A 12,450-nucleotide genomic window follows, 5' to 3' on the forward strand; every position below is an offset into this window, starting at 1 on the left:
GCTAATCGACCACGACACGAACAGGCTGACAGGCGTCGATGGCATCCGCCTATATTTATAATGTCCTTGACGCCCACTGCTGCGCCTCACATGTGGCCAGCCAACACGTTTTTTGAAATGGCCACTGGCAAGTTCGCTAACGAGGGAACGTGAGGCATTCGACGATGTATGATCCCAAATTCGACGCCGGTTTGTGGCTTTCCTCGGTGGTGGACAATTCCGGCGACGCCATCCTCAGCAAAACGCTCGACGGCGTCATCACCAGCTGGAATGCGGGAGCCGAAAAGCTGTTCGGATTCACCGCCGCAGAGGCGATCGGCCAGCCCATTACGCTCATCATCCCCGAGGACCGGCTCCAGGAGGAAGCCGACATCATTGGCAAACTGCGGGCAGGCGAACGCATTGATCGCCTCGAAACGGTGCGCCGGCGCAGTGATGGTGAACTTGTCTATATTGAGGTTACCATCTCGCCGGTGCGCAACGCCGCGGGCGAGATCATTGGCGCGTCGAAGATCGCGCGTGATATCGGCGAGCGCCTTCGTCATGCTGAGAATCAACGAATCCTTGTTTGCGAGATGCATCACCGCATCAAGAACCTGCTTTCGATCGTGCAAGGGTTGGTCGGAGTTGGCCGCCGAAGGGCCGACGATGTCGATCACTTTGCTGACGACCTGAGCAGTCGGATCACCGCACTAGGCGCTGCGCAGCAACTTTTACTCGGCCTTCCTGGCGAGGAGCGACCCAGTGCGGCGCTAAGCGAGGTCATCGGCGCGGTACTGGAGCCCTATCGAAACGGGGCTCAGATCACCGTCGCGCAGTGCGACGCCCCCGTCGGCGCTAACGCCTCGACGTCACTGGCGCTGCTTCTGCACGAACTCGCCACCAACGCCGTCAAATATGGCGCTCTTTCCCATTCCGACGGCCAACTCACGGTCGATATCACCGTGGCGAATGCAACCATCACTATCGCCTGGCGCGAATACGGTGGCAGTGATGACAATGGCGATCAGGGCTTCGGAACAGAGCTGATGTGCGCGGCTCTGCGTGGACTCGGCGGGACGATCGAAAAAGCGTGGCATGGCGGCGAGCGGGTCGTGACCATATGCCTCGCCCGCGACCAGCTCGCTCACTGACCAACGAATTGTTTACGGTCAGTCGAGACCGAGGTTCGCCTTGATCATGTCGATGCGTTTTGACGCTTCGGCCTTGCTGAGGTCGGCAGGCGGCGGCGCTTGGCCTGCTTCCTCGCACAGCGTGGTCAAATAGGAGCCTTGCGCCCCCGTCATCGGATCGTCGCCGGACACCCAGTCTTCGGGATTCTTTTCGGTGTTCGAGCCGGGATGCTCGTCGAGCTTGGGATTGTGCAGCTGTTCGGTCATGGCAATATCATGTTCCCATATTGTTCTTTTTAAGAACGGCGTCATGAACCGCCGGTTCCCGTGGCGGCATCTGCGGCGAAGTGAGGGCGCAAATTTGCCAGTTGTTCGTTCTCGCAAAATTCGGGGATTAGTGTTCAGGAGAGTAGCAATGCCGCAGGGCGACAAGTCGAGCTACACGGGCAAGCAGAAGCGCAAGGCCGAACATATCGAGGAAGGCTATGAGGAACGCGGTGTCGGCAAGAAGGAAGCCGAACGCCGTGCGTGGGCGACGGTGAACAAGGAATCAGGTGGCGGAAACAAGTCCGGATCGGGGCGAGGCAAGCCCGAGAACCACAGCGCGTCACGCAAGGGCGGTCGCAAAAGCGGATCGTCCCAGGGCCATGAGAAACGGTCAGCCGCCGCAAAGAAAGGCTGGGAAACGCGCCGCAAGCAATCGCGTGGTTAGACTTTCGCGATCGCCTTAATCGTCAGCCTTCAGACCGGCATACCAGTCGGCATAGGGACCGGTGTGCGCCATCTGGCGGTTGAGATCGGGGGCGCCGTCGCTCCACCAAACCGGGCCGCGCTCGCCTAGCGCGCGTTTCACCTGATCGACAGCGCCGTGGGCCGCATCCTCGGCCGCCATATCCCCATCCCTTCTGGCCTTCGCGACCGCGCGCCGGGCTGCCATCAGTTGCCGAACCATCTGCTCGCGCTCGTTGGGGTCGAGTGATGGATCGGAGGTGCGCCAAAGCCGTCCGCGCACGACGAAATAGCGTCCGTCAGGCGTGACGGGATGATGCCCGGCCTTGGCAGGCGATGATCGTTCGTTCGCCATGCTCACTTTCACGACTCCTCTCGCGAAACCCTCTCCGCGCCGAAGGCGTTCCTCAACCGGACAGGAGCGACGGTGATGACCGCGGAGTCTTTCAAACCCAACCTGAGAATGGTCATAGCGTCCAGCCTGTCGAGATTGCGCCGATCTGCGTGCTGTTGAAACTAGTTTTTTTGGGGCCACAAGGGGCCTTGGCGTTGCCGGACGCCCGTTTTCCGGGGCAGGTAGCGCTCCTTTTCGCATTCGCTTACGAGAGGGAGGACGAGAGTGTCTCAGGCCGAAGATGAAAAGTGGATGCGCAAGGCCATCGAGATTGCACGGTCCAAAGGATCCAATCCCTCTACCTCCCCCTTGGGCTGCGTGATTGTTCTGAATGGCAAGATCATTGCCGGCGAGCGCAACCAGACCGAGGAATTACCCGACGCTACCGCGCACGCAGAGATGATGGCGATCAGGCGAGGATGCGAAGACACGGGTGAAATGGAGCTGCGCGGTGCAACGCTTTACTCGACGCTTCAGCCATGCGGGATGTGTACGATGGCGTAGATCTGGTCGAAAGTAGGCCGGGTTGTCTATGGCGCAGGGCGTGACGATGTGCATGAAATGTATTTCGAAGCCCGGCATGTCGATACGCTGGCTTTCATCACGGACGCCTATCGCGATGACATCGTGATCGAAGGCGGGTGCCTGCGCACTGAATGCGCTGCCCTTTATTACCCCCCCGATGCCGATGTGCCGCTAGAGAAGCAAGGCAACCTATGACGCTGATCAATGTGAATACCGCGACCGCTGACGAGCTCGATGCAATACCCCGGCTCAAGGGCCATGGTTTTGAGATCGTGCGCTACCGTGAAGATCGCGGCGCGTTCACCGCGCTGCGTCAGTTGGAAGAAGTTCCGGGAATGGCCGGGAATGCGGATGGGCTGGATGATGCCCTGACGATCTGATCCATTTTGTCAGATACAACGACGCCGCCCCGTGAGGAGCGGCGTCCTGAAGATCGATAGAGACTTATTCCTTGGCGCCGGTGCCAGGCTCGGTCGTCTTGGGCGCCTTGCCGTCTTCGACGCGACCTTCGTTGCGCAGATCGCGGCCTTCCTGGGCCTTCTTCTTCGCTTCGGGGGTGTCGCCGTGTTCGTTCATCTCTTCCTTGACGAACCCGGCAGCTTCCTTGGCTTTGCCTTCAATGCTCATGATGCTCTCCTTGAAATGGAATGACTGTAAAACTCGTGCTGAAGTGAGGTGTTCCCAATCGATGCCTATGCCAGCATGCGGACCTTCGGTTCGCGCGCCCAGATGCGGGTCGCAGCAGTTTTGATGAAGGTCGCACCTAGGTCGGTGATGCCATCGTCGGGTTCAACGCCCGCCTTGTCGAGCAATGGCTGTGCCTCTGCCGTATGGCCGATGGCCTTGAGATGCCCGAAAGCATCCATCACGAACTGAACGGCAGCCGCCTCTTTAAGAAGCTGCGTGCAGCCCTCGTCCGAAAGGACGATGGCAACGGCATCGAACAGCACAGAGGGACCGCCAGCGAGCTGAAAATCCGCTTCCAGCACCGAACCATCGGACATCTTCGCGCCGCCGATCTTGGGTGCGACGATTACAGGGCGCCCCCCGGCATCCCCGATCTGACTGGTCAGTTCATCGACAACGCCCGCATCAGAACCGTCGGCAATAAGGATTGCGATGGTGCGCCCCTCAATCGAGTTCGGCGCCCGCGGACCATCGATGATGCGCAGCGCCGGCGAAGGCTCCATGTCCTTGACCGGCGCTGCGGATGGTGATGCCTCAGGAACTTCCATATTGAGCCCGTCCGCAACGCGCTCGGCGAGCTTTGGATCGACATTTACAAGATTGGCCATCATTCGCGTGCGCACATGCGCCAAGCCGACCTTGCTGAGTTCGAAGACCAGGGCTGAGGCCAGATGCGCCTGCTCCGGCTCGGCGAGGGAACGGAAAAACAGCCTCGCCTGGCTATAATGGTCGGCAAAGCTCTCGGCGCGAATACGAAGCTTGCCGCCTTCCTCGTCCGGCCCGGTTGCAGCGGCAATGCTGCGATAGCCGGTGACGGGGCATTCGCGCGGCCCGGGCTCATCTCCGGGCCGCGTCTCGGCACCTTCAGACAGGCCATTGGGCTCGTAATTCGTGCGACCCTTCGGCACCGCCATCTGAAATTGGCCGTCGCGCTGGAAATTCATCACCGGGCATTTGGGAGCGTTCACCGGAAGCTGGTGGAAATTGGCCGTGCCAAGCCGTGACTTTTGGGTGTCGAGGTATGAGAAGAGCCGGCCCTGCAGCAGCGGATCATTGGAAAAGCCAATGCCGGGCACGATGTTGCCCGGGCAATAGGCGACCTGCTCGGTCTCCGCGAAGAAATTATCGGGATAGCGATCGAGAACCATGCGGCCGATCACACGCACCGGCAGCATTTCTTCCGGAATGATCTTGGTGGAATCGAGCACATCGAAATCGAGGCTGTCGGCAAACGCTTTGTCGAAAGCCTGGATGCCCAGCTCCCATTCCGGGAAGTCGCCCCGGTCGATCCGCTCGAACAGATCACGGCGTTGATGATCGGGATCGGCGCCGGCAATCTTCACCGTCTCGTCCCAGATCGTCGACTGGAGGCCGGCCTTGGGCTTCCAGTGGAATTTCACGAATGTCACGTCTCCCGCTTCGTTTTCCATCTGGAACGTGTGGATGCCAAAGCCTTCCATCGTGGCGAACGATGCCGGCAGAGTGCGATCACTCATTGCCCACATGATCATGTGGGTGGATTCGGGCATTAGGCTGATGAAGTCCCAGAAGGTGTCGTGGGCCGTCGCCGCCTGGGGATAGCCGGTCTGGGCTTCCATTTTGGCGGCATGGATCAAATCAGGAAACTTGATCGCGTCCTGGATGAAGAACACCGGGATGTTGTTGCCGACCAGATCCCAATTGCCCTCGGTCGTGTAGAACTTGACCGCAAAGCCCCGCACGTCGCGCGGGGTATCGACCGAACCTGCGCCGCCCGCGACCGTCGAGAAGCGCGTAAAGACCGGAGTCTTGGTGCCCTTGGCAAAGACCGCTGCCTTGCAGATGTCGGAGATGTCGTCGGTCGCCTCGAAATAGCCGTGAGCCGCAGAGCCACGGGCATGGACGATGCGTTCGGGAATGCGTTCATGGTCAAAATGGAAAATCTTTTCGCGCAGAGCGAAATCCTCCAGCAAGACCGGGCCGCGCGCGCCGGCCTTGAGCTGGTTCTGGTTGTCGGAAATTCGGATGCCCTGGTTGGTGGTCAGGACATTATCGTCGCTCGCTTGCTGATGCGTTTCCCCGCCACTTCCCGTGCTGTTTTCGATTGCGTTCTTACTGGCCATGTCGGTCCCTTTCGCGCTGATCGTGATATGGTCCACTCACAACGCATCAGGGCGAAAAAAGTCGGCATCTGAAAATCGTAGTCGGAAGAGATTGTCCTTGATGGTCCACCGGCAAGCTGGCGAGTTGCAAATTATACTTTAGAAATAACAGGATGTTTTATCACGTCCGCTAGCGGACTATAATGGTCATATAGTCAACAATCTTTTTCAGCTATTATCATCCGTATGTAAAATGACCCCATGTGGAGATCTGATTTTTTCCTATTGGCCGCAAAAGTCAGCGACCACTATATTGACCGAAGTTAAGCTGCACTCGTTGCAGAAAAACCCTGCTACATCCGGGAAATAAACCTTCATATAAGCGTTAACGGCTTGGCGATTGCGAAACATGTGCATCGTCGCTGGGAGCCCGTTGAATGCGCATTGCCATCATAGCCCATTTGAAGTTTCCCATAAGTGAGCCGTTTGCAGGCGGGCTGGAGATGCACACCCACATGCTTGCGCGGTCACTGCGCGAACGCGGGCACGACGTCACGCTCTTTGCTTCGACGCGCTCCGATCCCGCACTGGGGGTGGAAGCGATCTGCGATGAGACCTCGCTTCTCGAAACGGGCATTGCCGAAGCCAATGATGTTGCCTTCTTCCGCGAACACCATGCGTATCTCGGGCTGATGACCGAATTGCGGTCGCGATCGTTTGACGTGATCCACAACAATTCGCTGCACTATCTCCCCGTCAGCATGGCCGAGACGCTTGATACCCCTGTCCTTACCACGCTCCACACCCCGCCCTTTTGCTGGCTGGAAAGCGGGGTCCGGCTCAACCGCGGACCGATGACCTATGTCGCCGTTTCGCAGGCGACGGCCGACATGTGGAGCCACGTGGCCAGGACCGATCATGTCATTCCCAACGGCATCGATCTCACACACTTCCCGTACCAGCCTGTCGCAAGCGAAACGCCGTATCTGGTCTGGTATGGCCGGATCGTCCCGGAAAAGGGACTGGATTACGCGATTGATGCGGCGCGGCTTGCAGGATTGCCGCTGCGTATCGCCGGCCCCGTCTCGAACCAGAGTTATTTCGATGAGGCGATCGCACCGCGCCTCGGTACGAACGTTGAGTATGTCGGGCATCTATCGCACCGCGAACTCGCCCGTCTGGTGGGAGGGGCCATCGCCGCGCTTTGCACTCCGCGATGGGAAGAGCCCTATGGCCTGGTCATGGCTGAGGCGCTGGCTTGCGGCACCCCCGTCGCCGCGTTCCGGCGCGGCGGAGTGCCTGCGCTCTTGAATGAAGATTGCGGCGTTCTTGCGCAGCCGGACGATGTCGCATCGCTCGCAGCAGCGGCGTTGGCCGCTTCCGTGCTGAGCCGCAGCGCCTGCAGGGCTCATGCGGAGCGATATTGCGACGCGCAGCGGATGGTCGATGAGTATGAAGCCGTGTACCGTCAGCTCGCGCTTGCCTCGGTTGTCGCCCACGAGCCGCAGACTGCACCTCTCATTGCCAGCGTCGCATGAGGCCACCAGTCTGCGTCTGCATACCGGCTCGTAACGAGGCGGAGCATATCGGTCGCCTGATCGAAGCTTTGGCACAGCAAACCGTTCAGACCTTCGCTGTCGCGATATGCGTCAACAACAGTAGCGATGCCACCCATGCGAAAGCCGTTGAGGCTACGCTTCGCTCCAATGCCGGGTTTGCGCTTCACATCAATCAGCGCGTGTTCGAGCCGGAACTTGCCCACGCTGGATCTGCCCGCCGCGCGGCGATGGACATGGGCGCTGATCTTCTGACGCCCGGCGGCCTATTGCTTTCCACGGATGCGGATTGCCGACCTCCCGCCGATTGGATCGAGGCCAACCTGGCACATTTTTCGTCGGAGCGGATCATTGGCGGTCGCATCGAACTGGACGAACTGGAAGCGGACATGGCCCCGGCGATCTTCAGGCTGCGCCGCCGGTTCGATGCCTATTGGGAAGCCGTGCGCGCGATCGAGGACAAGATCGATCCCGTCGCGTGGGATATGCCGCCCCGACACGGCGATCATACGGGGGCCAGCCTTGCGCTCTCCGTCGGCCTTTATCACCGCGCGGGCGGCGTTCCGCTTCTGCCGACCGGCGAGGATCGTGCCTTGGTCGAAGCGGCCATCAAGGCGGGTGGCAAGCTCGTCCACCCGAATGCGGTGTGGACCCGGGCATCTTCACGGACAGCAGGACGTGCCAATGGCGGCATGGCGGCCGACATGCAGCGGTGGATCGCTTGCGCCGCAAGCGGTGATGTTCCTATGGTCCCTGCTTTCTCCCATTGGGAGGAGCGCGCAGGCTGGCGGCTTTTGACGAGGGCTGAGATGGGCGTAGCGGCCTGTCTGGAAGCAGACCGCGCCTTACCCCCCATGCCGTGCGACATGCCGCTTCCCGACATGGCGGAAGCCGAAATGACAGCCGTCCGATGAACCGCCCGATCGGATATTATGTCCATCATCACGGCGACGGCCATCGCCAGCGCGCCATCGCGATCGGTCAATCGCTGGACAATGTAATGCTCATGGGGAGCGGGCTTGCCGGCAGAACCGGAAACCTCCCCTTCCTCGATTTGCCTGACGACCGTCTCGACGACAGCTTCGCCGGCATCGATCATGTCGAGCGTCCTTCTTCCCTGCACTATGCGCCGCTCGATCATGAAGGTCTCCGCCAGCGCTCTGCGCAAATGACAGGCTGGATCGCTGAGGCGCGTCCGCGCCTGATGGTGGTGGATGTCTCGGCCGAGGTGGCGATGCTGGCGCGGCTTGCATCGGTGCCGACGGTTTATGTCCGGTTGAGCGGGCGCCGGCTCGATGCTGCCCATCTGGACGCCTTTCGCGCAGCTACCGCTCTGCTCGCTCCTTTCCACGATGCGCTCGACGATGACGAAACCCCAGGCTGGGTGCGCGAGAAGACCTTCTACGCCCCTGGCATCGTCCGATCTGCCAGCAAGAATATCAGCGCGAATGATGACATTGTGCTGGTCGTCCTCGGGCGCGGGGGCGCGATATCCAATGGAGAGCACTGGGCAGCCGCAGCCCGAGCAGCGCCCGCATGGCAATGGCGCGTCATCGGTCCCTGCACCGTACCCGCTGATTTGCCACCCAATCTTGAATTGCGCGGGTGGGTCGGTGATGCGGACGCGCAGATTGCTGCGGCCAGGGTCGTCATTGGCGCTGCAGGCGATGGCGTCGTCAGCGCAGTTCTGTCGGCGCGGCGCCCATTCATTTGCTTGCCCGAACCCCGTCCGTTCGACGAGCAGGCATCGAAGGCCAACAGGCTGGCAGCAGTGGGCGCAGCAATTGTGCGGCATGACTGGCCCCATTCTCAGGAATGGCCTGGCCTTATCGGTCGGGCGATCGCGCAAAACCAGCATTGGCCCGCTTGCCTTGAGTGTGAAAGCGGGCCGGTACGGGTCGCGCGTTGGCTCGATGACCTTTGTGCCCCGGCAGTCTCAAACAGGAGCCATATCGCGTGATCCCCGATCCTCAGGACCAAGTCATTGACTCGACCGACATCGTCGATCGCGTTGCAATGCTTGGCGCGCGCTATGACGCCGCACCTAATTTCCCCAGTGATAGCTTGGCAGCGCTGATCCAGAGCGGTCATCATCGCCGGTTCGCACCGCAACTATGTGGAGGGAGTGCTTTTGAAAATGAGGTGGCCCGTGCACGCACGATGGCAAAGGCCTTGCGCCAGGTCGGGCGCGGAGATCTCAGTATCGGTCGCTTGTATGAAGGCCATGTCAACGCAATGTCCCTGTTCGACTGGTACGGATCGCCTGACCAGCTTGAGTGGCTGACGCAGGTGCTGGATCGCGGTGCGTGGTTCGGTGTGTGGGCGACCGAGCCGGCGCCCGGTGTCCGGCTCGCTGGCAATACCGCCCTCTCGCTGATCGGCGACAAGATGTTCGCAAGCGGAGCCGGCGGTCTCGATTATGCCCTCATCACGGCCGCCGGCGAGGACACCGCGCGGCGCCTGGTCATCGTCCCCGCCAATGATAAGGCGCGGACGGACCTGTCAGGTTGGCGTGTTCGCGGAATGCGCGCGAGCGTCAGTGGTCGCTACTCGCTCGACAACGTGGCCGTCGAGCCGCTTATGCTGCTGGGGGAACCGGGCGACTATGACCGTGATCCACGCTTTACCGCTGGCGCCTGGCGCTTCTGCGCGGCGCAACTTGGCGGCATCGAGGCGCTTGTCTCTGAAATCCGCACGGCCATGCGCGATAGCGCCCGCGAAGATCCGCTACAGCGAGCACGGTTTGCCGATGCCGTCGTAGCGGTGCGAACCGCAGGCTTCTGGGTGGACGCAGCAGCGCAGCGCTTCGCTTCGGGTGATGCGGATGCCGTTGCTGTCGCCCGGCTGACACGCGGGGTCGTCGAAAATGCCGGGTTCACCGTGATGGAGGCCGCTGCGCGCATCCTTGGCACGCGCAGCGCCTTTGACGGGGAACGCGCGGACAAGATCATCCGCGACCTTTCCCTCTACCTGCGTCAGGCCGGACCCGATCATGCGCGGGACGAGGCTGCCCGGACGCTTCTTGACCATGACATCTGGGAAGAAAGCGACCGGCTGTGGTGAAAGGAGAGCCCTTGGTCCAAAGCCGCTGGGCACAAGCGCGCTGGCTCGTGCTTGCCCCCATCCCGACGACGAGACGCTCGGCACGGGTGCCTTGATCACACACTGCGCCGCTCATGACCGGCTCGGAGGCATCGTCTTCCTGACCGATGGCACTGGCTCCCACCCCGAGGGTACGCCCCGCGTTGCTGCGACCCGGCGCAAGGAAGCCCGCAATGCGGTTGGCAGGCTAGGCGCCAAAGCGATCCCGACGATCTGGATGGGATGGCGCGATGCTCACCCCTATTCTTTCGACAGTAAAGCATTCGCGCGGGGGGCCGATCGGCTTGCTGCGCTGCTGCGCTGGCACCGGTTCGATGCCATTGCCGTCTCGGATAAGAGCGAGGCCCATTGCGACCATGTTGCGGCGTACAGGCTGGCCGAAGCGGCCTTGCGAAGGGCGAGGCGGCCGATCGCCCTGTTCGCCTATCATGTCTGGAGCGATACGCCGCGCCGTGCGCGACGTATCGCAACGCCGGCCATGCCGGTCGGGCGGCGGCGCCATGCCCTTCTGGCCCATCGCAGCCAGCTCTCGCCGGTGATCGGCGAGGGTTTCCGCCTTCCACCGGAGAAGTTGCGCATGGCTGCGCAAGACGTTCTGACATTGAGAAGGGATTACCGATGACCGGCGCCAGCCTGACCGCACGATATTTCGATGACATTTTCGGATCGGACGATGATCCATGGAATCTTGCGTCGAGCGAGTATGAGGCGGCCAAATTTGCCCACACGCATGATGTTCTGGCCGACCGACGATATGCCCGCGCACTGGAGATAGGCTGCGCACATGGCGTACTGACCGGGCATCTGGCTCCCATGTGCGACAGCCTGCTTGCCGTCGACATCAGCACAAAGGCATTGGCAAAAGCACGGGAACGCGTCGGCGATCGTCCTGGCGTGTCGTTGGCCCACATGGCGTTTCCCCGCGAAACTCCTGAAATCGAAGATTTCGACCTCGTTGTGCTGTCCGAAGTGGCGTATTATTGGGGTCTGGTTGATCTCGAGCGTGCAAGCGAATGGCTTCGCGGTCACGTCTCTCCCGGCGGCCGGATCATCCTTGTCCATTACACAGGCGAAACCGACTATCCGCAAAGTGGCGATGAGGCGGTCCAAGCCTTATTGACCGAACTTGTTGCGGACTTTGACGTTGAGCTCGCCGAACGCCGAGACAAATATCGTCTCGATTTGTGGAAGCGCCGCTGATGGGCGTCTCGGTCCTGACTATTGTCCGTAACCGGAGCGCACACTTGGCGCAGCTCGTCGAGGGCCTGCGTCGGAGCGACCGCCGACCCGATGAGCTGATTGTCGTCGATATGAGTGACGATCCGGTCACAGTGGGACCGATAAGCTTTCCCGTCCGCATCGAGCGGTTCGAGACGGTCGGGCTTCCATTGGCCGCCGCCCGCAACCGCGCGGCGGCCTTGGCCAATCACGATATGCTGGTGTTCCTCGATGTCGATTGCATTCCACTGCGTGATTGCGTTGGCCTCCTGGGCAAGACACTCACCGAGCATGACAGCTTGGTCTGCGCGGATATTCGCTATCTTGGCCCCGATGATGCGCGCGGATCTTGGGAAGAAACCGACTTGCTCAAGCATGGCCGGGCGCATCCCGTGCGGACGTTTCCCACCCAAGGCGTGCGTGAGGAAACGAATGCCGGGCTTTTCTGGTCGCTTGCCTTCGCGCTGCGTCGATCGACATTCGTGGCCCTGGGCGGGTTTGATGAAGGATTCACCGGCTACGGCGCCGAAGATACCGATTTTGGTTTCCGGGCTGCTGCTGCCGGATTGAAGCTGCTATTCGTCGGACAGGCGATTGCCTGTCATCAGTATCATGACAGCTACGATCCACCCGTGCAGCACGTTGTTGACATTGTGCGCAACGCACGGGTGTTCCAGGCGCGCTGGAATCGGTGGCCAATGGAAGGCTGGCTTGCAGACTTCGAACGGCTCGGACTCGTGCGCTGGGAGGAGAACGCTCTTGATTTTTTGCGCCTGCCGACAGCATGCGAAATGGCTGCCGCCCGCGTTGAACCAGCAAGTTGGTGCAGAGCAGAAGACGATACCGCGATCAAACGAACGCTGGCAGGAACTGAGCCGCCACACCTTCATTTCCAATCCCAATCTCAACCGTCAGGCAGGGGCCCGTAGATGACCATGGACGTATGAGGCATGGATAAGAACCGGATATGATCTCCGGATGGGGGGGGTGGAGAGGCGGGAACGTGGCTCAAGTTGGAGATGCTTCTCTATCAATACCCAAGATCG

The 12,450-nt window shown here is 60.8% G+C and carries 14 protein-coding genes and 1 pseudogene; 11 read left to right on the forward strand and 4 right to left on the reverse strand.

Annotated elements, in window-relative coordinates; all coding sequences use genetic code 11:
* Nucleotides 1-164 precede the first annotated feature (164 nt).
* Nucleotides 165-1,133, forward strand: a complete 969-nt coding sequence (locus tag QRN25_RS12220; protein ID WP_285019717.1) for a PAS domain S-box protein — start codon at nucleotides 165-167, stop codon at nucleotides 1,131-1,133.
* A gap of 18 nt (nucleotides 1,134-1,151) precedes the next feature.
* Here the strand turns inward: QRN25_RS12220 and QRN25_RS12225 are convergent, their stop codons facing one another.
* A complete protein-coding gene (locus QRN25_RS12225) occupies nucleotides 1,152-1,379 on the reverse strand; it encodes a DUF3072 domain-containing protein (RefSeq protein WP_285019718.1) in 228 nt (75 codons plus the stop codon).
* A gap of 148 nt (nucleotides 1,380-1,527) precedes the next feature.
* Between QRN25_RS12225 and QRN25_RS12230 the strand changes: the two genes are divergently transcribed.
* Nucleotides 1,528-1,824: a plasmid stabilization protein gene (locus QRN25_RS12230; RefSeq protein ID WP_285019758.1), complete on the forward strand. Its 297-nt coding sequence runs from the start codon at nucleotides 1,528-1,530 to the stop codon at nucleotides 1,822-1,824.
* 15 nt (nucleotides 1,825-1,839) lie between these two features.
* Here the strand turns inward: QRN25_RS12230 and QRN25_RS12235 are convergent, their stop codons facing one another.
* Entirely contained in the window at nucleotides 1,840-2,196 is a 357-nt protein-coding gene (locus tag QRN25_RS12235; RefSeq protein ID WP_248006429.1) for a hypothetical protein, read from the reverse strand.
* A 264-nt stretch (nucleotides 2,197-2,460) separates the two neighbouring features.
* On the opposite strand from QRN25_RS12235, the pseudogene QRN25_RS12240 reads away from it, so the two are divergent.
* Both QRN25_RS12240 and QRN25_RS12245 read left to right on the forward strand, forming a co-directional pair.
* Nucleotides 2,461-2,955: pseudogene (locus tag QRN25_RS12240) on the forward strand (nucleoside deaminase).
* Nucleotides 2,952-3,140, forward strand: a complete 189-nt coding sequence (locus QRN25_RS12245) for a helix-hairpin-helix domain-containing protein (protein ID WP_285019719.1) — start codon at nucleotides 2,952-2,954, stop codon at nucleotides 3,138-3,140. Before QRN25_RS12240 ends, QRN25_RS12245 begins: the two are co-directional and overlap by 4 nt.
* Nucleotides 3,141-3,204: 64 nt before the next feature.
* Here the strand turns inward: QRN25_RS12245 and QRN25_RS12250 are convergent, their stop codons facing one another.
* Nucleotides 3,205-3,387: a hypothetical protein gene (locus QRN25_RS12250; RefSeq protein WP_211152052.1), complete on the reverse strand. Its 183-nt coding sequence runs from the start codon at nucleotides 3,385-3,387 to the stop codon at nucleotides 3,205-3,207.
* 65 nt (nucleotides 3,388-3,452) lie between these two features.
* Nucleotides 3,453-5,549, reverse strand: a complete 2,097-nt coding sequence (locus QRN25_RS12255) for a catalase (protein ID WP_285019720.1) — start codon at nucleotides 5,547-5,549, stop codon at nucleotides 3,453-3,455.
* A gap of 416 nt (nucleotides 5,550-5,965) precedes the next feature.
* Between QRN25_RS12255 and QRN25_RS12260 the strand changes: the two genes are divergently transcribed.
* From QRN25_RS12260 to QRN25_RS12290, 7 genes are read left to right on the forward strand one after another with little or no spacing between them, the layout of a single operon-like run.
* Nucleotides 5,966-7,066 (forward strand): glycosyltransferase family 4 protein, encoded by a 1,101-nt coding sequence (locus QRN25_RS12260; RefSeq protein WP_285019721.1) that lies wholly within the window; start codon nucleotides 5,966-5,968, stop codon nucleotides 7,064-7,066.
* Nucleotides 7,063-7,998 (forward strand): glycosyltransferase family 2 protein, encoded by a 936-nt coding sequence (locus tag QRN25_RS12265; protein WP_285019722.1) that lies wholly within the window; start codon nucleotides 7,063-7,065, stop codon nucleotides 7,996-7,998. The genes QRN25_RS12260 and QRN25_RS12265 overlap by 4 nt, the downstream gene beginning before the upstream one ends.
* Nucleotides 7,995-9,044, forward strand: coding sequence for a glycosyltransferase (locus QRN25_RS12270; protein WP_285019723.1), 1,050 nt, complete (start codon nucleotides 7,995-7,997; stop codon nucleotides 9,042-9,044). Before QRN25_RS12265 ends, QRN25_RS12270 begins: the two co-directional genes overlap by 4 nt.
* Nucleotides 9,041-10,147, forward strand: coding sequence for an acyl-CoA dehydrogenase family protein (locus tag QRN25_RS12275; RefSeq protein ID WP_285019724.1), 1,107 nt, complete (start codon nucleotides 9,041-9,043; stop codon nucleotides 10,145-10,147). The genes QRN25_RS12270 and QRN25_RS12275 overlap by 4 nt, the downstream gene beginning before the upstream one ends.
* Entirely contained in the window at nucleotides 10,113-10,808 is a 696-nt protein-coding gene (locus QRN25_RS12280; protein ID WP_285019759.1) for a PIG-L deacetylase family protein, read from the forward strand. The genes QRN25_RS12275 and QRN25_RS12280 overlap by 35 nt, the downstream gene beginning before the upstream one ends.
* The gene (locus QRN25_RS12285; protein ID WP_285019725.1) at nucleotides 10,805-11,386 is read left to right on the forward strand and encodes an SAM-dependent methyltransferase; all 582 of its coding nucleotides are present in this window, start codon (nucleotides 10,805-10,807) and stop codon (nucleotides 11,384-11,386) included. The genes QRN25_RS12280 and QRN25_RS12285 overlap by 4 nt, the downstream gene beginning before the upstream one ends.
* Entirely contained in the window at nucleotides 11,386-12,333 is a 948-nt protein-coding gene (locus QRN25_RS12290; protein WP_285019726.1) for a glycosyltransferase family 2 protein, read from the forward strand. The genes QRN25_RS12285 and QRN25_RS12290 overlap by 1 nt, the downstream gene beginning before the upstream one ends.
* The last annotated feature ends 117 nt before the right edge of the window (nucleotides 12,334-12,450 follow it).

This window comes from Novosphingobium sp. fls2-241-R2A-195 (assembly GCF_030209485.1).
In the GTDB taxonomy this organism is placed as follows: Bacteria; Pseudomonadota; Alphaproteobacteria; order Sphingomonadales; family Sphingomonadaceae; genus Novosphingobium; species Novosphingobium resinovorum.

What these genes read in the sequence shown, in the direction of transcription:
- QRN25_RS12270 (WP_285019723.1), top strand. Translation starts at nt 7,995, where the DNA reads ATGAACCGCCCGATCGGATATTATGTCCATCATCACGGCGACGGCCAT.
- QRN25_RS12265 (WP_285019722.1), top strand. Translation starts at nt 7,063, where the DNA reads ATGAGGCCACCAGTCTGCGTCTGCATACCGGCTCGTAACGAGGCGGAG.
- QRN25_RS12230 (WP_285019758.1), top strand. Translation starts at nt 1,528, where the DNA reads ATGCCGCAGGGCGACAAGTCGAGCTACACGGGCAAGCAGAAGCGCAAG.
- QRN25_RS12260 (WP_285019721.1), top strand. Translation starts at nt 5,966, where the DNA reads ATGCGCATTGCCATCATAGCCCATTTGAAGTTTCCCATAAGTGAGCCG.
- QRN25_RS12245 (WP_285019719.1), top strand. Translation starts at nt 2,952, where the DNA reads ATGACGCTGATCAATGTGAATACCGCGACCGCTGACGAGCTCGATGCA.
- QRN25_RS12255 (WP_285019720.1), bottom strand. Translation starts at nt 5,549, where the DNA reads ATGGCCAGTAAGAACGCAATCGAAAACAGCACGGGAAGTGGCGGGGAA.
- QRN25_RS12250 (WP_211152052.1), bottom strand. Translation starts at nt 3,387, where the DNA reads ATGAGCATTGAAGGCAAAGCCAAGGAAGCTGCCGGGTTCGTCAAGGAA.
- QRN25_RS12220 (WP_285019717.1), top strand. Translation starts at nt 165, where the DNA reads ATGTATGATCCCAAATTCGACGCCGGTTTGTGGCTTTCCTCGGTGGTG.
- QRN25_RS12280 (WP_285019759.1), top strand. Translation starts at nt 10,113, where the DNA reads ATGACATCTGGGAAGAAAGCGACCGGCTGTGGTGAAAGGAGAGCCCTT.
- QRN25_RS12285 (WP_285019725.1), top strand. Translation starts at nt 10,805, where the DNA reads ATGACCGGCGCCAGCCTGACCGCACGATATTTCGATGACATTTTCGGA.
- QRN25_RS12225 (WP_285019718.1), bottom strand. Translation starts at nt 1,379, where the DNA reads ATGACCGAACAGCTGCACAATCCCAAGCTCGACGAGCATCCCGGCTCG.
- QRN25_RS12290 (WP_285019726.1), top strand. Translation starts at nt 11,386, where the DNA reads ATGGGCGTCTCGGTCCTGACTATTGTCCGTAACCGGAGCGCACACTTG.
- QRN25_RS12235 (WP_248006429.1), bottom strand. Translation starts at nt 2,196, where the DNA reads ATGGCGAACGAACGATCATCGCCTGCCAAGGCCGGGCATCATCCCGTC.